Origin of the sequence: Lonepinella sp. BR2271 (assembly GCF_051851515.1) — a bacterium.
Classification (GTDB): Bacteria; Pseudomonadota; Gammaproteobacteria; order Enterobacterales; family Pasteurellaceae; genus Lonepinella.
Genome location: NZ_JBPDVF010000003.1, coordinates 65,661 through 85,843, shown reverse-complemented (window position 1 = coordinate 85,843; position 20,183 = coordinate 65,661). Strand labels below are relative to the sequence as shown.

Genomic DNA, 20,183 nt, shown 5'->3' with positions numbered 1-20,183 from the left:
TTCACTCAACACATGGAGCAACCAATGAAACAACCCTCACGCTATATCGATCTCACCACCGACTACGGTTTTAAACGTATTTTTGGCACTGAAGTCAACAAAGATCTCCTGATGGATTTCCTCAATGAATTATTTCAAGGTAAGAAAATCATCAAAGATTTGGTTTACAACAAAAATGAACACGTAGGCGACACCGCAGAGCAAGGCAACGTTATCTTTGATCTCACTTGCACTACGGATGATGATTCGCAATTTATTATTGAAGTGCAACGGAGCAAGCAAACGTATTTTAAAGAACGCACTATTTACTACGGTAGCAAACTGATCAGCGACCAAGCCCCGCAAGGGGGAATCAGTGGTTGGAATTATGCGATTACGGAAGTTTATGTGATCGCCCTGATGGACGGTTTTCATTTTTCCGATACTGATGAATATTTGCACGATATTTGCCTGTTCAACAAAAAGACAGGCGAAATTTTTTATGATAAACTTGGGTTCATCTATATTGAATTACTGAATTTTCACAAAGCTGAATATGCGTTGGAAAGCGATTTGGACAAATGGTTATACGTATTGAAAAACATGGCAAACTTAAAAAAATTGCCTGCTTTCTTAAAAAAGCCCGTTTTTCAAAAACTGTTTAAAATCGCCGAATACACCAATTTAAGCAAGGGAGAAAAAGAAATGTATGACGTGAGCTTAAAACGTAAATGGGATGAATTTTCTGCATTAGAATATGCCACCGAGCAAGGGATTTTGCAAGGAATACAACAAGGCGAATTAAACGGGTTACGGAAGAGTGCTAAAAATATGCTTTCTCTAGGCTTGGATTTAGAGATTATTTCTAAAGCGGTTGGTTTGCCTGTTGATGAAATCAAGAAATTGGGACATTGATTAGAATTTAATCATAGATATGTAAAAACTTTCCCCTCTCCCAAAGGGGGACTTTTAATAGGAACTTTTATTATGCGTAAAACAATCAAATATTTTCTCTTTTTGGTGGTGATTTTATTCCACGTGGTATTATTTTCGGGTATCCATTTTATTTTCCCCCATTACGACACGACCTATATTACAGGTGTAGAAGTCAAACGAGTGGATAAAGACGGCCCGATTACCAAAGCCAATCCAGCAGACGGTCCAACTCGTGATGTGTATTATATTTATACCCAAAAAGCGGGCGAAGAAAAACCCATGGTATACCGCAATGAAGATACCCGTTGGGGTTTTCCGTTCTATTTCAAATTTGGATCAGCGGATTTACAAGCCAAAGCCTCTAACTTTGCAGGCAATAAACAAATGGTGGAAGTGAAATACTATGGCTGGCGTTTAGTGATTTTTGATGAATACCGCAATATGGTTTCCATGAAAGAAGCAACAGACACGAGTCCAAGTATGCCGATTTTAAGCTATATTTTCTATTTCTTAGGCTTGATTACTTTGTTCTTCTCCATTCAATTTATCCGTGGTTGGTTTGATAGCGAATAAGTCTATGGGATTAAGTTTTATTGTCGCCACCACCCTAAATGGGGTGATTGGCAAAGATAACCAAATGCCGTGGCACTTGCCTGCGGATTTGGCGTGGTTTCGCCAAAATACCCAAGGCAAAACGATCATTATGGGGCGGAAAACCTTTGAAAGTATCGGCCGTCCCTTGCCGAAACGCACCAATATCGTGCTTTCACGTCAGCCATTTGAGGCGGAGGGCGTTATTTGGCAAAACAGCCTAGAAAGTGCGGTGCGATTTGCCCGAGATTTAAACCCTGACCAAGAGCTGATGTTGATCGGTGGCGGACAATTATTTCAGCAATATTTTCCCCAAGCAGACAAACTTTATCTAACGCAAATTCAAACCGAACTGGATGGTGATACCTTTTTCCCTGCGATTAACTGGGACGAGTGGCATATTGAAGTGGAACAATTTCGGGAAAAAGATGAACAGAATGCCTATGATCTTCGGTTTTTGGTGTTAACCAGAAAATAGTCAATTTCTGCTTGTTTTAAACTCAAAACCATTCTAAACTAAACTCATAGTCGGGGTGCTGCTATAACGACATAGCGGCTGAGAAAATACCCGTAAAACCTGATACAGCTAATACTGGCGTAGGGAACTATCTTCATTTTATCCGCCCCATTATGCTGCATCTTTTCTTTTCACGGATAGGTAAAGGAAATCCTATGCAATTCAACTATTTAAATCTTGTTCGAGAACATAATCCACTGGTACATTGTATGACCAATATTGTGGTCACCAACTTTTCTGCCAATGGATTACTGGCGCTCGGTGCCTCCCCTTTTATGTCGACCATGTCGGAGGAGGCGGCAGAAATTCAACAATTTTCCAACGCACTTTTGCTCAATATTGGCACCATTCATGATTTTGATGTAAACGCCATGATTATTGCGGGGCAAGCCGCCAATCAACACGGCGTACCTGTGGTGTTAGATCCCGTCGGTGCAGGCGCAACGGCCTATCGTCGTGCCACGGTGCGGAAAATTTTAGATCAGGTTAAGATTTCTGCGATTCGTGGTAACGTGGGCGAAGTGGCGTTTTTGGCAGATGTGGCTTGGCAAGCGAAAGGCGTGGACGCTGGCAAAGGGCAAGGCGATATTGCCGACATTGCCCGAGTCGCCGCTCAAAAATACCAATGTTGTGTCGCAATCAGCGGTGAAATTGACTATATCAGCGACGGCAAACGGGTTGCAAAAATTGCCAACGGCACGCCGCTATTTCCTAAAGTCACGGGGTCAGGTTGCCTACTCGGTGCCGTGGTTGGGGCATTTCTCAGCGTGGCGGAAAAAGACGATGAATTTAACGCTTGCGTTGAGGCTTGCACCGCCTATGCCGTAGCTGGCGAACTCGCCGCCCAAGGATTACACAATCAATTAGGCGATTTTGCCGTACAATTTATCAACCAATTAGCCGATTTAACCCCTGAAAAAATTAACCAATTAGCGAGGATTAACCATGTCTAACGTAGCACAAGCCTTAACCATTGCAGGATCCGATAGCGGTGGCGGAGCAGGTATTCAAGCGGATTTAAAAACCTTTCAAATGCGGGGGGTGTTTGGCACAGTGGCGATTACGGCGGTGACCGCCCAAAATACTTTGGGTGTCTTTGATATTGCCCCGATTCCCCTCGCCACCATTTCTGCGCAAATCAAAGCCGTAGCGGAAGATTTTGATATTCATGCGGTAAAAATTGGTATGCTTGGCAATGCGGACATTATTCAATGTGTGGCAGAAAATTTGGAGCAATATCGTTTTCCGCAAATTGTGTTAGATCCGGTGATGATCGCCAAGGGCGGTGCCTCTTTATTACAACAAAATGCGGTTACCGCCTTGAAACAGTCTATTTTGCCTAAAGCGAAAGTGATTACGCCGAATTTGCCTGAGGCAGAGGCCTTAACAGGAATTAAAGTTGTGGACAATGCCAGTGCAGAAAAAGCGGCTCGCTTATTACAACAATGGGGCGTGGAAACCGTGGTGATTAAAGGCGGACACAGCGGCAATTCACAAAGTGCGGTCTGTTTGGACTGGGTTTTCACCCCGACCGAACAATTCCACCTACAAGCCGAACGTTTCCCCACCGCCCAAACCCACGGCACCGGTTGTACGTTCTCCGCTTGTATTACCGCTGAACTCGCCAAAGGCAACAGCGTTGAACAAGCCATTCGCACTGCCAAAGCCTATATCACGGCGGCGATTAGTCACCCGTTAAATCTCGGTCATGGACACGGACCGACTAACCATTGGGCGTATCAAGATGAACAATAAGCAACAAATTCAACAAATGTTGTCGGTGTATTTTATTGCGGGTACGCAAGATTGCCTACACTTGTCGGGTGATCCCGCTCAAAATCTACTGGAGATATTAAAACAAGCCTTGCAAGCGGGCATTACTTGCTTTCAATTTCGGGATAAAGGTAAACATTCGTTAACACATCTGCCAGAACAACAAAAACAGCTCGCCAGACAATGCTTAGCGTTATGTCGCCAATATCAAGTGCCATTTATCGTTAATGATAATGTCGCATTAGCCATGGAAATAGGAGCAGATGGCGTACACGTCGGGCAATCGGATATGGCCATTCAGCAAGTGTTAGAAAAAACGCAACACAAACTGATCGTTGGCTTATCCACCAATAACTTAGATCAGGTTTTAGCAGCTCAACAACAAGGGGAGATTGATTATATTGGTGTGGGCCCGATTTTCCCTACTGGCTCAAAAGCCGATCATTCCGCTGTGTTAGGTGTAGAATTTGTAGAAAAATTAAAGGATTACGCTTTAAGCAAGCCTTTTGTGGTGATTGGTGGCATAAATCAGTATAATGCTCACACATTAAAACAAGCGGGCGCAGATGGTGTGGCCGTGATCTCCGCCATTACTCAAGCGGAAAATATCCAAACTGCGGTGGAAAAATTGAAGGAATAAGATGACAGATAAAGTATTTATTCATGAACTAACGGCCTTTGCCCGTATTGGCGCCTATGATTGGGAACAGACCATTAAGCAAAAACTGATTTTTAATATTGAAATGGCATGGGATTTTCGCCAAGCTGTAGAAACCGAAGATCTGCAATATTGCTTAGATTATGCGGAAATTTCGCAGAAAATCATTGATTTTGTCGAAAGTCAGCCGTTTAAGTTAGTGGAAACCGTCGCACACAAAGTGGCGGATTTATTGCAACAACAATATGGTATTCAATCCCTGCGTATTGAATTGCATAAACCGAAAGCGGTGGCTCAAGCGCGTTCCGTTGGGGTGATTGTGGAACGTTAGCCTTTTCTCGATTGTCGAAGTAAAAACTTGCGGTTTGAATATTTGGCTGCATTTAGTCCTAAACATCTGCCCTTTCTTCGTCGGTTATAAATCCAACCGTTGCGGGCAGATCACCTGTTCTCACCAATTGATCTGACCAGTTCCAGATAGAATTAGATTGCGTCAACTGCTGATAAAGCATACAATTGGCAAAATATTTTCATTTTTTATCACCGAAGGTAACCTATGTATGACACAATCAATCAATCAATCAATCAATCAATCAATCAATCAATCAAGAATAATGCCGTCTTTAAATTAAGTCCCGTTTTTTTATCTTTATTTTTTGTTGTCCATACCGCGTATGCCGCAGACAGTTTTATTGTGGATGGAGAAACACGGAACGAGGCAATTGGTGTTAATTTATCACAATATGATAGCCATAGCGGGGAGATTAACAATTCTACGATTACGTTACCTGAATACGAACAACCATGGAACACTCCAGATGCCGTAGTAGTGTTTTCTGGGGGCGGAGAAGATGTTTCGCTTACTGTACAGGGGAGTACTCTTGATAGTCACAATGTTCCCTTAGCAAATGGAATTAAATTTTTCTCTTCCCAATCCAATAGAAACGATGGATTTAGTAACACCACCACCCTCAACATTAAAGATAGCTCCATCAATGGGGGGCTCTATATCCGTTCAACTCACTTACCAACTAATCACGATAAGATTAATATCGACGGCAGTACTATTACGAGTAATAGGGGCATTGAATCCAATGTAATCTATCAATCGGGCGGAGACTATGGTAATGGTAATGTGGATATTAATATCAGCAATGGTAGTGTTTTATATGGGTTAATCACCAACGATAACCAGAACAAAGGCAGTGACTACAATCTGACGATTTCAGACAGTGAATGGTATCAACCAAGTTCTTATCGTTACTCTGTATTCAAAACGCTCGCCATGGACAATGCAACCATTGGTTTCAAACAAGAAGAATATGAGCCAAACGACGCATATTGGAATGGCTTTGGACAACTTGTTGTTTATGGCGATCTCAGTGGCAACGGTACCTTTGTTTTAAATACTGATTTTGCACAAGAATTTTCTGATGTGATTGTATTAAAAGATACCGCCTCGGGCGATTACAAGTTAGTGATTCAAAATACAGGCGAGGAAGCCCCTGCTAAGGAAGGGAAAGTCACTGTGGTAGAAGGCAATGCCAATAGTACTGCGGCTAACTTTAGCTTAGCGGGCAACGACTATGTGGATTCTGGCGCTTATCGTTATCGTCTACATACTGACGGTTATAACTGGGTTTTAACCAATAACGGTGAACTTGTACCTGCTCCTATTACGGATCCAGCACCTACACCAGATACAGGAACAGGTGATGTTTCAAATCCAGCACCAAATCCTACACCAGATACAGGAACGGGCTATGTTTCAAATCCAAATAGTTTATGGGAACTCAGCGGTTACAGCAATGCCTTAGTGTCTATTCGCCAAGCAGAATTGCTTCACTTAGAGCAAAGTTTGCAAGATATTCACCACCGTTTAGGCGAATTGAAAGCGGGCAAAAGCGATAATGTTTGGGTGAAATACAATTATTCGCGCTTTAACTTTAGTAACACCGCCGTGTCCGAACGTAGCCGTACCAATGGCTTTGACCAAGATTACAGTGGCGTACAACTTGGGGCAGATTTTGCTGTCAACGAAGATGTACGTTTAGGGGCATTTATCGGTACCGCCTACTCTAGCATTGATTATAACGGACAATACGGTTCCGCCAGCTTGCGCAGTAACAATATCGGCTTATATGGCACTTACCAAAGCGACAACGGTTGGTATTCTGATAACATTGTGAAATTTGAACGTATCAACGTCAAATCTGACTACTTAGATGATCACCACGTTAACGGTTATACCTTGTCAACCGAACTCGGCAAAGCCTTTAAATTTGACGATTGGACCGTCACACCAAATGCACAATTGATTTGGAGCAAAACCCAATCCAATCAAGATCAGCCTGATATTTCAGCTTTCACCGCCCGTGCAGGTGTGCGTGTCGCCAAAGATATCGCGATCAGCCAAGTCACGAGCTTGCAACCTTATGTGGAAGTGAATGGGTTAACCAGCACAAACAGCAACGATGAAGTTTATGTCAATGATGTTGTGTTCAATGTTGCCTCTGCCCGCACTCGCGTGGAAACAGCACTCGGTCTAAACCTCAAATCAGGCAACCACCGTCTTGGTGCAGAAATCAGCACTACCCACGGTAGCCGTTTAGACAAAGATATCGCCGCCCAAGCGGTATATCGTTACCAATTTTAGTTTGAGTTAACGTCATAAGCAAAAGCACAACGCAAGTTGTGCTTTTTTTGTTATTTAATGCTTTCCGCCAAAGGGTGGTCTGGCAAACCATACCACCATCACCAAACTCAAAAACAAAATCGACGATAACCAAAAAATCTCATTGGCGCCAATAATAAAACCTTGTCCGCTAATGTTTTGCGCCAACAGGCTAGAAATTTGCGTATCATTTAAACCCGATTGACCGAGGGTTTGATAATATAGCTGTGAATTATAGTCATAAGGCGTAATCATTTCCGTTAACCGAGTATGGTGTACGGCTTCTCGGCGATACCATAAAAAGGTGGTTAATGAGGTGCCGACGGAGCCGGCCAAGGTGCGTAAAAAGTTAAACAAACTCGAGGCAGAGGCCATTTTTTGTGGTGGCAAGCCGGATAATGTAATGGTGGTGAGTGGCATAAAGAAACAAGCCACTGCAAAACCTTGTACAAATTGTGGTAAGGCGAAATCCCAAAAGGTCGTGGCGGTTTCAAAGGTGACAGCTCGCCAGTAGAATGTTACCGCATACATAATAAAGCTGAACGTCACTAAAATTCGCATATCTATTTTATGCCCGAAACGCCCGATAATCGGCGACAGGAAAATTGGTAACAAGCCCACGGGTGCTGCAGCTAATCCCGCCCACGTGGCGGTATAGCCATACACTTGTTGCAATAGCAATGGAATCAGCACCACAGAGCCGAGATACACCAAGAACGCCAAACTGGAACACAAGCAACCAATCACAAAATTTCGCCGTTGGAACAAGGAAATATCAATAATCGGGTTATCATCAGTTAAGGACCAAATGATTAAGGCAATTAAGGCAATGACAGAAATAATTGTTAACACCACAATTTCAGTGGAGTTAAACCAATCTTCTTCACGCCCTTGGTCGAGCATAAGTTGCAAGCACCCTACCCCAAGCACTAATAGACTTAAACCAATCAGATCAACGGGACTATGTTGAGTTGGAGTTTCACGATCACCAAGGGTTTTCCACGTCATAAACATCACCGCTAAACCGATTGGCACGTTAATAAAGAAAATCCAACCCCAATGTAAATTATCACTAATCCAACCACCTAAAATCGGACCAAAAATCGGTGCCACCACCACGGTCATGGACCAAAACGCCAATGCCATGCCACGTTTTTCTGGGGGATAGTTATTGAGCAATAAACTTTGAGAAAGGGGAACAATCGGGCCTGCCGCCAAGCCTTGCAGAATTCGACATAGGATCAACATGCCAAGACTATGCGAGATACCACACAACCAAGAGGCTACCACAAAGCCAAAAACCGCCCATAAAAATAACCGCACTTCGCCAAAGCGTTTAGCTAGCCAGCCGGTAATCGGAATGGCAATCGCATTCGCCACCCCAAAGGAGGTGATAACCCAAGTCCCTTGACTGCTTGATGCCCCAAGATCACCGGCAATGGTGGGGATCGCCACGTTGGCAATAGTGGAATCTAGCACTTGCATAAAGGTCGCCAATGCCAAAGCAATGGTCATGATCGCAAGTGCGGCCCCATGAACTGGTTTTTGCATCGCCAACCGCCTTAATAGGTATTTTGTGAAATAATCGAATTCACTAAATTTTCCACCGCAGTTTGATCATAAACTAAACTTGATGTGGAATAGCGGGTTTGCTGTTGATTTTGATCACGAGCGGTTCGTAATACTTCACCATCAGTTTGCTGAACATTCACTTCCACTTGAGAAGATAAACCGATACGGAGCGGATATTTTTGCAACTGTTCAGGATCTAACGCAATGCGAACTGGCACACGTTGCACCACCTTAATCCAATTGCCTGTGGCATTTTGTGCGGGCAACAAGGAAAACGCACTGCCTGTTCCCATATCAACCCCTGATATTTTGCCATTAAATTCAACGTTATCACCGTATAAATCTACTTTGATTTTCACCGGTTGACCAAGTCGCATATGTCTTAACTGGGTTTCTTTGAAGTTCGCATCAATCCACATTTGATCCACTGGAATCACCGCTAATAATGCCGATCCAACCGCCACTTTTTGCCCCACTTGCACCGAACGGCGTGCCACATAGCCATCAATCGGACTGACGATTTGACTACGTTGTAAATTTAACCACGCCTGTTTTAATTGGCTGACGGCACTCAATACCGCAGGTTGCTGTTCTAAGGGTACATCAAGCAATAAGGCCTGATTTGCAGCCAACTGATTTTGCGTAGCGAGTAAATCTACTTTGGCTAATTCAACCGCCTCTTTCGCATGTAAATAACTTTCTTTATCAATAGATTGGGTTCTATTTAGCTGTTCACGGCGTTGTAAATTTCCACGTGCTTGTTCAAGACTAACGGTCTTACTTTGTACCGTGGCAGAAAGTTGTTTTATACTATAATTTAATTGTGAAATCTGACGCACCTCACTGGCTAAATGACTTTGTGCTTGTTCAAAAGCAAGCTGTAAATCACTGTTATCTAAAGATAATAACGGCTCACCGGCTCGCACAAAATCCATGTTATCCACATTGATTTGCTGAACATTACCGCTGACTTGTGATGAAATCATCACTTGGTTTCCACTCACATAAGCATCATCGGTCGTTTCATAGCCTTTGACAAAAAAGAACCAATAAAGCCCTGTGGCTAAGGCAATTAACAATAAAATAACGATAAAAATAGAGAGTGCTTTTTTACGGTTTCTTTTTTTGCTGGAAGGAAAGTTTTTTTCTTCTGACATATTATGTTTCCTTATTTGACAGATTCGTTTACAAGACGACTGCCTATTTTAACGCAAAAAGCGGTCAAAAATCTCATTTATCTTGTTGATTAACACAAATTTTCCAGCAATATTCTCTTTTTCCCAACCGGCTAATAAGATTTCTGGGGTAAATTGCTGTTGTGCCACTGCTGCCAAAGGCAAATAGCTAATATGCCAAGGTTCACGCCCGACTTCTTGATATTGTTCGGGTTGCATAAAAGGTAAACTAAAATCAAAGTGCGGTAATTTTTCTTGCAGAAATTGGCTCAACTCAAAGAAATAGCCACCCTGTTGATATTCCCAAGGTTCAAGTTGCAAATTCTGCCCTACTGGCAATAAATCAGGATCAAAAAAATCAATTTCTGTCCCCCAATGATGACGACTTGCCCCCGGCATAGCTGACCAACGCAAGATCGCTTGTGCTTTTTGCCAGTCACCTAATGGGCTTAAATCAAGTGGGTTACCTTGATCGTCATGGACTTTCCGCTCGCCGTTAAATTTACCATTCCAAATTAACTGCTGGCGTTGAAAATCCCGAAAACTACTGGCTGGCTGTAAATTAAAGCCATTTTGCACCGCACTTTGTTGTAACCCTTGAAAGGCTTTCACCGCCTGCGGTTGCAAAAAATGATTTGACGAGTGTGGACAAGGCAATGGCACTAAATGCGTGCGAGATTTACCGGTTAATTGATCGATAGTTAATTTCATATTTTTGTCTTGATTTTTAGTAAACATAACGCTATTATTTAGGAACTGCCTAGCAGTAGTTGCTGCTACTGCTAGGACTTTACGTTAAATCATTAGTAAGCAGGTAGTGCTATAACTAATAAGATAACGAGGATTAGTATTTTAACTAGCATAATCCAGTTCCTTTTTGTAAGCCCCACTCGTCAGCGTGGGGTTTGCTGTTTCTAGCCCCATGCTAGCGAGTGAATTATAGCACAACTGGATTTTAAACCACTATATTTATTTTCACTATTTTAGTTAAGTAAATTCCTCAACATTTCCCGATACACTTCGCCTAATGTCACCAAATCACTGACACTCACACATTCATCCACTTTATGAATCGTGGCATTAAGCGGTCCAAGCTCCACCACTTCACCGCCCATTAAGGCGATAAAACGAGCATCGGACGTACCGCCGCCTGTGTCTAACTGCGGTGAAATTTTCACGATTTTTTCAAGGGCATTGACCACGGCGTTGACTAATTTATCCGGTTTAGTTAAAAACGGTTTTCCCGACAGATTCCACTCAATTCGGTGTTTTAAGCCGTATTTTTGCAACATTTCAGCCACTTTATTTTTTATGAAGTCATCGGTGACTTCGGTGCAATAGCGTAAATTGAATTGCACAAAAAGCTCCCCAGGGATCACATTATTACTGCCTGTGCCAGCTTGAATATTGGCGATTTGCAAACTGGTGGGTGGAAAAAATTCATTACCATTATCCCATTGGTAAGTGGTGAGTTCCTGTAAAAAAGGAACGGCTTTATGCACAGGGTTTTCGGCTAAATGAGGATAGGCAACGTGTCCTTGAATGCCTTGAATATAGAGATTGCCCGTGATCGATCCCCGTCTGCCGTTTTTCACAATATCACCGAGCGTTTTTGAGCTAGACGGCTCGCCCACAAGGCAATAATCAATATTTTCACCACGAGCCATTAAGGTTTCCACCACACGAACGGTGCCGTCTTTGGCGGCAGCCTCTTCATCAGAGGTAATTAACAAAGCAATGGTGCCTTGATGATTTGGGTTAGCTTTGACAAATTCTTCTGCCACCACCACCATTGCAGCCAGCGATCCTTTCATATCCGCTGCCCCACGGCCATACAGCATATCACCCACAATGTCTGCAGAAAAAGGTGGGTACGTCCATTGGCTTTCATCCCCCGCCGGTACTACATCGGTATGCCCTGCAAACGCAACAATCGGAGCGGTTGAGCCGTGTTTTGCCCACAGATTTAAGGTGTCATTAAAGGGAAACCATTCAATGCTAAAGCCTAATTTTTCAAGGCGGTCAGCAATCACCTGTTGGCAATCTTGATCATCAGGACTGATAGAGGGACGGCGAATAAGATTTTGAGCGAGAGAGAGAATATTATTTTTCATTTTATTTTCAATACGTTAACATCTAATGTTATGGGCAAGTGATGTAGCATTAATGACTTGCAATCCATTCAAGCAATGCACTATTCATTCGAGTTTGCCAGCCTTTTCCAGTGGATTTAAAATACTCTAATATCTTATCATCAAGGCGAATTGTTACAGGTTTTTTAGGATTTACCGAATAGGGGCGACCTATTTTCTTTCTTAACTCATTTAAATCTGAACTCATCATCGCATTGTCCCAATCAAACTGTTGCTCAGAGTCATCTTTTACTACCTTATCAGGAGCGTTGGCAAGCAGTACATTTTTATCCATAAATGATGTCAATGAATTTTCTCGTTTCATATTTATCCGCCTTTCTAATTGAAATAATATGGGGAAATTCTCTGTCCACCCAAACCATAAACACAACTTGATGATGTAATATCCCATAGCTTTGTAAGCGTTGTTCACCATAAAAAAGTCTTTTATCTTCAGTGGTTAACATAGGATTATCAAAAATCACTTCACAGCCAATAAAATCAATACCGTGTTTAGCAATATTGATAATTCGTTTATTTTCATCATAGCTAATTAACATCTAAACGCTCACGAATCCTTTAATAATTGTATGTACAAAAAATAAGAATGTCAAATAAGTGAGAGAATACAAAAGAGAATGTTAAATAGCTATATTCCTTTGTCATTTTTGGAATACAGATCACAAAAATGAATTTTATTCAGGGGAAAACCACCTATTATCCCCTGTGATCTTTACAGATTAAACGCGTGTTGATATTCCGTTTGATCAAACCCAATTAACGCCACACCATCTTGCAAAATAATCGGGCGTTTAATCAGTGTAGGTTGCTCAGTGAGCACCTGCAGTGCGGTGGTTTTATCCAGATTTTTTTTCACGTCTTCAGCTAAATTTCGCCACGTGGTGCTACGTTTATTGACTAGATTTTGCCAACCGAATTGGCTTTCTGCTTTAACTAAAAAATCAGGTGCTAAACCGTCCACACGATAGTCGTGTAGTTGATGTTCAATATGATTATCGGTCAGCCATTTTAAGGCTTTTTTTACCGTGTCGCAGTTTTTGATACCGTAAACTTTTATCATCATTTTTCCTTTATAAAATAAAAGTGCGGTTAAAAATTTTCGCTTTTTTCACCGCACTCCATCTGATTATTTCAACAAATACGCTCTTAAAGTAGCAAAATCATTGTCCATTTCATCAGACAATAACGGCAATTTGTTGTGTTTGTCTAAGGCATCGGGCAATGGCAATTCGATACCTAAAATTCGCTCTACGCTTTCTTTAAATTTGGCTGGGTGAGCGGTGCAAAGGAATAAGCCCGTTTCTCCCTCTTGCAACTGATCTTTTAACACTTGGTAAGCGATCGCACCATGTGGTTCGCATAAATAACCTTGGGCGTATTGAGCTTTCAGTGCCGTTTCCGTTTGAGCGTCATTTAATGCCCCTGAACCTAATTCGCTTAAATTCCAGCCATTGCGTTTAAATAATTCTTCTACCCGAGGCCAGTTGTTTGGTCGGCTTACGTCCATGGCATTAGATAGCGTAGCCACGGTTGCATTGGGTTGCCATTCGCCTGTTTGTAAGTAACGTGGCACCGTGTCGTTGGCGTTGGTGGAGGCAATAAAGCGTTTGATTGGCAAGCCTAAGGTTTTAGCGATTAAGCCTGCGGTTAAATTACCGAAGTTACCACTTGGCACGGACACCACTAAATTTTGGCGTTGTTCGGTGTTCAACTGGGCTGCAGCTTCAAAATAGTAGCACACTTGAGCCAGTAATCGACTGATATTAATCGAGTTAGCCGAATTTAAGCCGATAGCTTGACGGAGTTCTTCATCATCAAAGGCTTGTTTAACAAGGGATTGGCAAGCATCGAAATCGGCATTAATCGCAACAGTGCGAATATTGCCACCGAGTGTGCAGAACAGTTTTTCTTGTAACGGGCTGATCTTGCCTTTTGGATAAAGAATCACCACTTCAATGTTTTCAAGACCATAAAAAGCATGTGCTACGGCGGCCCCCGTGTCGCCTGATGTAGCGGTTAAAATGGTAATTTTGCCATCACCACGCACGGTGGCAAGGGCTTGTGCCATAAAGCGACCACCAAAGTCTTTGAATGCCAATGTGGGACCGTGGAATAATTCTAAAGCATAAATATTGTCCGCCACTTTCACCACGGGAGCGGGGAACGTAAAGGCATTTTTCACCATTGCATTGAGTTTGTCCGCAGGGATTTCATCACCGATTAATGCGGCTAAAATTTTTTGGCTACGTTCCACTAAAGACAATGCCAATAATTCGTCAATATTGCTTAATTGCGGAATGGTTGCTGGAAAAAATAAGCCCTGATCTTTACCTAAACCTTGACGGACGGCTTGGGCAAAATTGACTTGTTGTTCTGGGTGTTTGATGTTGTATAAATTCATTTGTTGTTCCGATTTTATTTAAAATGACAGCCTCTCCCTTTGGGAGAGGACGGAGAAAATTTCACCGAAATTTTCGGGAGGTGAGGGTTTTCTCCCTCACCCTAGCCCTCTCCCAGAGGGAGAGGGGACGATTGCATTATTCTACGCCAATTCCCTTGCCCCAGCATTATCCACTTTGCAAATATGCACAAAACCCTCGTTATTTTGTAGATAATGATGTTCAAGGTAATTTGCCACTTTGGTGGCAGTCGCAAGATCAGGGGTAATGCTAAACATGGTCGGTCCTGATCCTGAAATACCACTGACTAACGCCCCTAAATCTCGGCTGGCTTGTTTCACTTCGGCGAAATTTGGCAGTAAGGCGGCACGATAAGGCTCAGCAATAACATCTTTCATCATTAAAGCTGCCAATACATCTTGCCCTGTATGGCAAGCATGCACAAAGCTGCCTAAATGACGACCATGGGCGATCATATCTTGGCGAGTGTAGCTTTTCGGCAAAATCGCTCGAGCTTCGGCAGTGGAGACTTCAATACCGGGGTACGCCAGCACCCAATACCAACTGTCAAAAAAGGGCAATTTTTGGCTAATATTGCCTAGACTTTGCACCATTAATTGCAAGCCACCGAGATAACAAGGGGCAACATTATCATAATGGATGGAGCCTGAAATTCGCCCCTCCAATTCGCCCATCATTTCTAATAATTCCATTTTGGAAAACGGCTCATCATGGAATTTATTTAACGCCACCAAGGCTGCCACAATGGAACAAGCACTGGATCCTAGCCCTGAGCCAATCGGCATATTTTTTTCCAAGGTTAAACGCAAGCCTTTGGTTTTACCACCACGCAATTTAAATCGTTCGCTGAATAATACATAGGCTTGATACACAATGTTTTTTTGCGGCTCTTTTGGCAATTTTCGCACAAAATAGCCCGCACTTTCTAACTCAAAGCCTTGCGGAATCTCTTCAATTTGCACCACATCACCGAGCAATGAGCCATCAATCGGTGAAATTGCCGCCCCGAGGGTGTCAAAGCCCACATTGATATTGGCACTGGAGGCTGGGGCATAAATTCGTAATGTCGTCATTGTGTTTGTCCTTAGGATTTTAAGGTTCTTAAAATATCCGCAAAGATCCCTGCGGCAGTCACCGCATTACCTGCTCCGTAACCACGTAATAAGAGTGGAATTGGCTGATAATAGCGGGTATAGAACGCCAACGCATTTTCACCGTTTTTCACTTTATATAAAGGATCATCGCCGTCCACAGCAACAATAGACACCTTACATTTGCCGTTTTCAATCTGCCCCACATAACGCAAGACTTTACCCTCGGCTTTGGCTTTTGCGACTCGCTCTGCAAATTCCACATCTAATTGCGGTAACATAGCCATAAATTCATCGACATTTTTGCCTTCACTAAAGCCTTTTGGTAGCACACTATCGACTTCAATATCGGCTAATTCAAGGTTTAAACCAATTTCACGGGCTAAAATTAATAGCTTACGAGCAACATCAGTCCCGGATAAATCATCTCTTGGATCAGGTTCGGTAAAGCCTTTTTCACGAGCAAGTGCGGTGATTTCTGATAAGGTTTTGCCAGTTTCTAATTCACCAAAAATAAAGGACAATGAACCAGATAAAATTCCGTTAAATTTTACCACATCATCACCTGCGGCAAGCAGATTTTGTAAGTTTTCAATCACTGGCAAACCTGCACCCACATTGGTGTCATACAAGAATTTACGCTGTGTACCACGTGAATTTTCACGCAGTAAATTATAGTATTCAAGTTCTCGAGTGTTGGCCTTTTTATTCGGCGTGACCACATGGAAACCCTCGCTTAATGCTCGAGCATATAAAGCCGGTACCGAATCGGAAGACGTGCAATCCACAAATACTGGGTTCACCACGTGATGTAACTTAATGAAAGACAATAACACATCAAAATCTGACGGTTGAGTGGCATTGGCTAAATCGTCTTTCCAATTATCCAAATTTAAGCCGTTTTCATTCAATAGCATTTTGTTGGAATTGGCTAAGGCACAAACTCGGATTTCAATGTCCTTTTTTGCCAAATACTCTCTTTGACGTTTGATTTGTTCGATTAATTCGCCGCCGACACCGCCGACGCCGACAAGAAACATGTCCACCACTTTTTTATTATTAAACAAGGCTTGGTGCGTCGCACGCACTGCCTCAATGGCTTTATTTAACGGCACTACGGCAGAAATAGAACGTTCAGAAGAACCTTGTGCAATGGCCACAATGCTGATATTCGCACTGGCTAAGGCGGAGAAGAAATTCGCCGCAATGCCTTTGGCTTGTTTCATGCCGTCACCGACCACGGAAATAATCGATAAATCATGGATCACTTCCACCGGATCTAAGGCTTTAGAGGCTAACTCTTGAGCAAATTCGGCGTTTAATGCGGCTTTGGCTTTCTCCATGGCTTTCGTTGGCACGCAGAAACTGATACTGTATTCGGAAGAAGATTGCGTAATTAAAATCACGGATACGCCGGCTTTTGACATGGTCGAAAATACTCGAGCTGCCATGCCCACCATACCTTGCATACCGGCACCCGATACATTAAACATAGCAACGTTATCTAAATTGGTAATGCCTTTCACTTGTAGGCCGTCTGAAACACGTTCATTGCCATCAATCACTGAACCCGGAGCGTCTGGATTACCGGTATTTTTGATTAAGCATGGAATTTGAGGTTCGACTAATGGTCCAATCGTCCGTGGGTGAATCACTTTGGCCCCGAAATAAGACAATTCCATGGCCTCACGATAAGACAAACTTGGTAACAAACGAGCGTCTGGCACTAAACGAGGATCACAAGTAAACACACCGTCTACGTCGGTCCAAATTTCACATACTGAGGCATGCAAGCAAGCAGCTAAACAGGCGGCAGAATAGTCAGAACCATTACGGCCTAATAACACCAATTCGCCTTTTTCATTTCCTGCAGTAAAACCTGCCATCAGCACCACATTTTTCGCCGGAATAGAACTGGCGTCCACTCGTTTGGTGGATTCCGCAATATCCACACTGCTTTCTAAATAAGAACCATGGGCTAATAATTTTTGCACCGGATCAACTAAGGTCACCTCATAACCGCAAGCCTCAAACCAGGCTTTCATCATAGCAATAGACAATTTTTCCCCACGGCAATCAATGGTCGCTTTGACGCTATCTTCCACTTTACCCGCTTGACGAATTTGGCTATCTAATTGTTTAATTTGAGCAAATTCGGCGTCAATTAATGCTTTCGTCCCTGCCAGATCAAATTTATTATTTTTTGCATGTAATCCGTTAATAATATGATAGAAAATATCAAGGGCTTCACTAAAATGATCTTCGGTAGGTTGATTTAGACTGGCTTTTTCTGAAATAGCGACAAGGTGGTTGGTGATTTTGGCAGGTGCCGATAAAACTCCAGCCGCCTGTTCTTCTAAATGGGCTTTTTCGATCAGCTCGGCGGCTTGTAAAAAACGTTCTGGGTTGGCTAAAGATGTGCCACCAAATTTGAGTACTCGCATAATGTTTCCTTAATGTTGTGAATGTTTAAAATCTTGTATAAAAAAACCCGCACTTTATCGTTGTTGCGGGTTTTGTTGAATTTGATTACGCACTAACCCGCCCCATTCATCGTCATAATGGTGGTGGTCATAATCATGGTAAAAGTGCGGTTTAATTTCATTATTTTTTTTCCGAAATTTTTAACTGACGTTAGAAATACCGAAATTTTATAACATTGTCAAATAGAAAATAAAAAATAATACTAAAAAATTATCTTTGGTGCTTATTTTTTAGAAATCAGCTAAAATAGCGGTTCAAAATTAAGGAAAATTAAAGGCTCTCTATATGCAAATTAAAAATAATTTAGATCAGATTCATCAGCAAATTGAACAAGCCTGTCAACAAGCCAACCGCTCACCGCATTCTGTACAATTATTAGCGGTATCAAAAACCAAAACCGTGGAAGATATTCAGCAAGCAATTGACGCCGGTCAATGGGCATTCGGTGAAAATTATGTGCAAGAGGGCGTGGATAAAATTCAACATTTTAACGCAGTCGGTGTCGCCTTAGAATGGCATTTTATTGGGCCGTTGCAATCCAATAAAACACGTTTAGTCGCAGAACATTTTGATTGGATGCAAACCTTGGATCGTGCCAAAATTGCGGATCGTTTGAATGCTCAACGACCTGAGGGGAAAGCACCGTTAAATGTATTAATCCAAATTAATATCAGCGATGAACAGAGTAAATCTGGCATTCAACCGAAAGACATGTTGGCTTTAGCAAAACATCTCGAAAATTTACCGCACTTACGTTTACGTGGATTAATGGCCATCCCTGCACCAACCGATAAAATTGCGCAACAAAAAATGGCATTAAGTGCCATGCACGCCTTATTCGAGCAACTAAAAAAAGCCTTGCCAACACAACAAATTGACACGCTTTCCATGGGGATGACCAGTGATATGGAAAGTGCGATTCTTTGTGGCTCAACCATGGTACGAATTGGCACGGCGATTTTCGGTAAACGCAATTATTCCGCTAACTAGCGATTGTATTTAGTAAAACTATGTTATAATCGACGAGTTTAACTTTACATGAATTTTAAGAGCAGACATGAATATTCGTTGGACAGCGATTCTCGCTATTATTATGCTGAGTTTATTGGGGTGGTATTATTCCTTAAATCAGACAGATAGCGGATTAACTGAATTAATCAAGAAAGAAGAAAGCCCCGAATACACCGGTGACAAAATGAGCACGGTGGTGTATTCACCTACGGGAGCAAAACAATATGTGGCCATTTCCGATAAAGTAGAATATTACGAAAATGACGGCCATACGGATTTCCAAACGCCGATTGTGTATTTATTCGACATAGAAAACGAAAAAACACAACAAAAAGAAAGTTGGAAATTACAGGCCAATAAAGCCACCTTAAGCAAGGATAATATGTTGTATTTAGAGGGAAATGTACTGGGCGAAAGTTTGTTACCCTTGTCTAAATTACAACGCATTGAAACGGAAAGTGCGGTGGTAAATTTAACCACACAAGACATTCATTCCGATAAACAAGTGAAAATTAACGGCTTAAATTTTACCTCTACGGGGCTAAAATTAACCGGCAATTTGCAACAACAAGTAGCGACATTGAAAGAACAAGTCAAAACACACTATGAGATTAGTAAATCAAATGATGAAACAAAAAATACACCATAAACTTATTTTATTAACGGCAATGATGATGACCTCCGTGTCAGTGTTTGCCTTAAAAGATGATACCAATCAACCGATTAGCATTACCTCTGACAACCAGTCTTTAGATATGGAAAGTAGCGTGGTGACATTCACGGATAACGTGGTAATTACCCAAGGATCGATTTTAATCAAAGCCAGCAAAGTCACCATCACTCGCCCACCGGAAAATTCGGGCAAAAAAGAAACCGTGGAGGCCTTTGGTAGCCCAGTGAGTTTTCACCAGAAATTAGACAACGGCAAACCGGTGGACGGCAAAGCCAATAAAGTGCATTATGATTTAGGCGCTGAATTTTTAACCCTAACTGGCAACGCAGAGCTTAAACAATTAGACAGCAAAATCAATGGTGACCGTATTACCTATGATGTGAAAAAACAACAACTTAAAGCCAATAGCTCAAAAGGTAATCGAGTGAAAACCGTGTTAATTCCAAACCAATTAAACGAGAATAAGAAAAAATAAG

Annotated in this window: 21 protein-coding genes and 1 riboswitch; of the genes, 11 read left to right on the top strand and 10 right to left on the bottom strand. The window is 42.2% G+C overall.

The window, feature by feature from the left end:
- Positions 1-24 precede the first annotated feature (24 nt).
- The 8 genes from ACTG7X_RS03650 to ACTG7X_RS03615 all read left to right on the top strand — a co-directional run bounded on the left by ACTG7X_RS03650 (position 25) and on the right by ACTG7X_RS03615 (position 7,110).
- A complete protein-coding gene (locus ACTG7X_RS03650; protein WP_439257187.1) occupies positions 25-894 on the top strand; it encodes an Rpn family recombination-promoting nuclease/putative transposase in 870 nt (289 codons plus the stop codon).
- Positions 895-966: 72 nt separating this feature from the next.
- Positions 967-1,488 carry a DUF1523 family protein gene (locus ACTG7X_RS03645; protein WP_439257186.1) on the top strand — a complete coding sequence of 174 codons (522 nt, stop codon included), beginning with the start codon at positions 967-969 and terminating at the stop codon, positions 1,486-1,488.
- A 4-nt stretch (positions 1,489-1,492) separates the two neighbouring features.
- On the top strand, positions 1,493-1,984 hold the full coding sequence (gene folA / locus ACTG7X_RS03640) for a type 3 dihydrofolate reductase (RefSeq protein WP_439257185.1): 492 nt from the start codon (positions 1,493-1,495) through the stop codon (positions 1,982-1,984).
- Between the two features lie 41 nt (positions 1,985-2,025).
- Positions 2,026-2,127, top strand: a riboswitch (TPP riboswitch).
- Positions 2,128-2,178: 51 nt separating this feature from the next.
- Positions 2,179-2,976, top strand: coding sequence for a hydroxyethylthiazole kinase (gene thiM / locus ACTG7X_RS03635; RefSeq protein WP_439257184.1), 798 nt, complete (start codon positions 2,179-2,181; stop codon positions 2,974-2,976).
- Positions 2,969-3,778, top strand: coding sequence for a bifunctional hydroxymethylpyrimidine kinase/phosphomethylpyrimidine kinase (thiD, locus tag ACTG7X_RS03630; protein WP_439257183.1), 810 nt, complete (start codon positions 2,969-2,971; stop codon positions 3,776-3,778). Before thiM ends, thiD begins: the two co-directional genes overlap by 8 nt.
- Positions 3,768-4,436: a thiamine phosphate synthase gene (thiE, locus tag ACTG7X_RS03625; protein ID WP_439257182.1), complete on the top strand. Its 669-nt coding sequence runs from the start codon at positions 3,768-3,770 to the stop codon at positions 4,434-4,436. Before thiD ends, thiE begins: the two co-directional genes overlap by 11 nt.
- A 1-nt stretch (position 4,437) precedes the next feature.
- On the top strand, positions 4,438-4,785 hold the full coding sequence (gene folB, locus ACTG7X_RS03620; RefSeq protein WP_439257181.1) for a dihydroneopterin aldolase: 348 nt from the start codon (positions 4,438-4,440) through the stop codon (positions 4,783-4,785).
- Between the two features lie 225 nt (positions 4,786-5,010).
- Positions 5,011-7,110, top strand: coding sequence for an autotransporter outer membrane beta-barrel domain-containing protein (locus ACTG7X_RS03615; RefSeq protein ID WP_439257180.1), 2,100 nt, complete (start codon positions 5,011-5,013; stop codon positions 7,108-7,110).
- Between the two features lie 54 nt (positions 7,111-7,164).
- Here ACTG7X_RS03615 and ACTG7X_RS03610 read toward each other — a convergent pair whose 3' ends face one another.
- The 10 genes from ACTG7X_RS03610 to thrA all read right to left on the bottom strand — a co-directional run bounded on the left by ACTG7X_RS03610 (position 7,165) and on the right by thrA (position 17,983).
- Positions 7,165-8,679 carry a DHA2 family efflux MFS transporter permease subunit gene (locus ACTG7X_RS03610; RefSeq protein ID WP_439257179.1) on the bottom strand — a complete coding sequence of 505 codons (1,515 nt, stop codon included), beginning with the start codon at positions 8,677-8,679 and terminating at the stop codon, positions 7,165-7,167.
- 11 nt (positions 8,680-8,690) lie between these two features.
- Entirely contained in the window at positions 8,691-9,857 is a 1,167-nt protein-coding gene (locus tag ACTG7X_RS03605) for an EmrA/EmrK family multidrug efflux transporter periplasmic adaptor subunit (protein ID WP_439257178.1), read from the bottom strand.
- A gap of 48 nt (positions 9,858-9,905) precedes the next feature.
- The gene (locus tag ACTG7X_RS03600; RefSeq protein ID WP_439257177.1) at positions 9,906-10,586 is read right to left on the bottom strand and encodes a M15 family metallopeptidase; all 681 of its coding nucleotides are present in this window, start codon (positions 10,584-10,586) and stop codon (positions 9,906-9,908) included.
- Between the two features lie 272 nt (positions 10,587-10,858).
- Positions 10,859-11,989: a succinyl-diaminopimelate desuccinylase gene (gene dapE, locus ACTG7X_RS03595; protein WP_439257176.1), complete on the bottom strand. Its 1,131-nt coding sequence runs from the start codon at positions 11,987-11,989 to the stop codon at positions 10,859-10,861.
- A 49-nt stretch (positions 11,990-12,038) separates the two neighbouring features.
- Positions 12,039-12,332 (bottom strand): BrnA antitoxin family protein, encoded by a 294-nt coding sequence (locus ACTG7X_RS03590; protein WP_439239806.1) that lies wholly within the window; start codon positions 12,330-12,332, stop codon positions 12,039-12,041.
- On the bottom strand, positions 12,295-12,567 hold the full coding sequence (locus tag ACTG7X_RS03585) for a BrnT family toxin (protein WP_439239805.1): 273 nt from the start codon (positions 12,565-12,567) through the stop codon (positions 12,295-12,297). Before ACTG7X_RS03585 ends, ACTG7X_RS03590 begins: the two co-directional genes overlap by 38 nt.
- A gap of 173 nt (positions 12,568-12,740) precedes the next feature.
- Entirely contained in the window at positions 12,741-13,088 is a 348-nt protein-coding gene (locus tag ACTG7X_RS03580; protein ID WP_439257175.1) for an ArsC family reductase, read from the bottom strand.
- A gap of 66 nt (positions 13,089-13,154) precedes the next feature.
- Complete coding sequence (gene thrC / locus ACTG7X_RS03575; RefSeq protein ID WP_439257174.1) at positions 13,155-14,429, bottom strand: threonine synthase; 1,275 nt, start codon at positions 14,427-14,429, stop codon at positions 13,155-13,157.
- A gap of 141 nt (positions 14,430-14,570) precedes the next feature.
- Positions 14,571-15,521, bottom strand: a complete 951-nt coding sequence (gene thrB, locus ACTG7X_RS03570; protein WP_439257173.1) for a homoserine kinase — start codon at positions 15,519-15,521, stop codon at positions 14,571-14,573.
- 11 nt (positions 15,522-15,532) lie between these two features.
- Complete coding sequence (thrA, locus tag ACTG7X_RS03565) at positions 15,533-17,983, bottom strand: bifunctional aspartate kinase/homoserine dehydrogenase I (protein ID WP_439257172.1); 2,451 nt, start codon at positions 17,981-17,983, stop codon at positions 15,533-15,535.
- Positions 17,984-18,308: 325 nt separating this feature from the next.
- Here thrA and ACTG7X_RS03560 point away from each other — a divergent pair, with 325 nt between their 5' ends.
- The 3 genes from ACTG7X_RS03560 (at position 18,309) to lptA (ending at position 20,182) form a co-directional block, all read left to right on the top strand.
- Positions 18,309-19,013, top strand: a complete 705-nt coding sequence (locus ACTG7X_RS03560) for a YggS family pyridoxal phosphate-dependent enzyme (protein WP_439257171.1) — start codon at positions 18,309-18,311, stop codon at positions 19,011-19,013.
- 67 nt (positions 19,014-19,080) lie between these two features.
- On the top strand, positions 19,081-19,683 hold the full coding sequence (gene lptC / locus ACTG7X_RS03555; protein ID WP_439239800.1) for an LPS export ABC transporter periplasmic protein LptC: 603 nt from the start codon (positions 19,081-19,083) through the stop codon (positions 19,681-19,683).
- The gene (gene lptA, locus ACTG7X_RS03550) at positions 19,661-20,182 is read left to right on the top strand and encodes a lipopolysaccharide transport periplasmic protein LptA (protein WP_439257302.1); all 522 of its coding nucleotides are present in this window, start codon (positions 19,661-19,663) and stop codon (positions 20,180-20,182) included. The genes lptC and lptA overlap by 23 nt, the downstream gene beginning before the upstream one ends.
- Position 20,183 lies beyond the last annotated feature (1 nt).

What these genes read in the sequence shown, in the direction of transcription:
- thrC (WP_439257174.1), bottom strand. Translation starts at nt 14,429, where the DNA reads ATGAATTTATACAACATCAAACACCCAGAACAACAAGTCAATTTTGCC.
- ACTG7X_RS03610 (WP_439257179.1), bottom strand. Translation starts at nt 8,679, where the DNA reads ATGCAAAAACCAGTTCATGGGGCCGCACTTGCGATCATGACCATTGCT.
- ACTG7X_RS03650 (WP_439257187.1), top strand. Translation starts at nt 25, where the DNA reads ATGAAACAACCCTCACGCTATATCGATCTCACCACCGACTACGGTTTT.
- lptA (WP_439257302.1), top strand. Translation starts at nt 19,661, where the DNA reads ATGAAACAAAAAATACACCATAAACTTATTTTATTAACGGCAATGATG.
- ACTG7X_RS03600 (WP_439257177.1), bottom strand. Translation starts at nt 10,586, where the DNA reads ATGAAATTAACTATCGATCAATTAACCGGTAAATCTCGCACGCATTTA.
- dapE (WP_439257176.1), bottom strand. Translation starts at nt 11,989, where the DNA reads ATGAAAAATAATATTCTCTCTCTCGCTCAAAATCTTATTCGCCGTCCC.
- folB (WP_439257181.1), top strand. Translation starts at nt 4,438, where the DNA reads ATGACAGATAAAGTATTTATTCATGAACTAACGGCCTTTGCCCGTATT.
- thrA (WP_439257172.1), bottom strand. Translation starts at nt 17,983, where the DNA reads ATGCGAGTACTCAAATTTGGTGGCACATCTTTAGCCAACCCAGAACGT.
- thiM (WP_439257184.1), top strand. Translation starts at nt 2,179, where the DNA reads ATGCAATTCAACTATTTAAATCTTGTTCGAGAACATAATCCACTGGTA.
- ACTG7X_RS03585 (WP_439239805.1), bottom strand. Translation starts at nt 12,567, where the DNA reads ATGTTAATTAGCTATGATGAAAATAAACGAATTATCAATATTGCTAAA.
- thiD (WP_439257183.1), top strand. Translation starts at nt 2,969, where the DNA reads ATGTCTAACGTAGCACAAGCCTTAACCATTGCAGGATCCGATAGCGGT.
- ACTG7X_RS03590 (WP_439239806.1), bottom strand. Translation starts at nt 12,332, where the DNA reads ATGAAACGAGAAAATTCATTGACATCATTTATGGATAAAAATGTACTG.
- ACTG7X_RS03560 (WP_439257171.1), top strand. Translation starts at nt 18,309, where the DNA reads ATGCAAATTAAAAATAATTTAGATCAGATTCATCAGCAAATTGAACAA.
- ACTG7X_RS03580 (WP_439257175.1), bottom strand. Translation starts at nt 13,088, where the DNA reads ATGATAAAAGTTTACGGTATCAAAAACTGCGACACGGTAAAAAAAGCC.
- thrB (WP_439257173.1), bottom strand. Translation starts at nt 15,521, where the DNA reads ATGACGACATTACGAATTTATGCCCCAGCCTCCAGTGCCAATATCAAT.
- lptC (WP_439239800.1), top strand. Translation starts at nt 19,081, where the DNA reads ATGAATATTCGTTGGACAGCGATTCTCGCTATTATTATGCTGAGTTTA.
- ACTG7X_RS03645 (WP_439257186.1), top strand. Translation starts at nt 967, where the DNA reads ATGCGTAAAACAATCAAATATTTTCTCTTTTTGGTGGTGATTTTATTC.
- ACTG7X_RS03615 (WP_439257180.1), top strand. Translation starts at nt 5,011, where the DNA reads ATGTATGACACAATCAATCAATCAATCAATCAATCAATCAATCAATCA.
- folA (WP_439257185.1), top strand. Translation starts at nt 1,493, where the DNA reads ATGGGATTAAGTTTTATTGTCGCCACCACCCTAAATGGGGTGATTGGC.
- thiE (WP_439257182.1), top strand. Translation starts at nt 3,768, where the DNA reads ATGAACAATAAGCAACAAATTCAACAAATGTTGTCGGTGTATTTTATT.
- ACTG7X_RS03605 (WP_439257178.1), bottom strand. Translation starts at nt 9,857, where the DNA reads ATGTCAGAAGAAAAAAACTTTCCTTCCAGCAAAAAAAGAAACCGTAAA.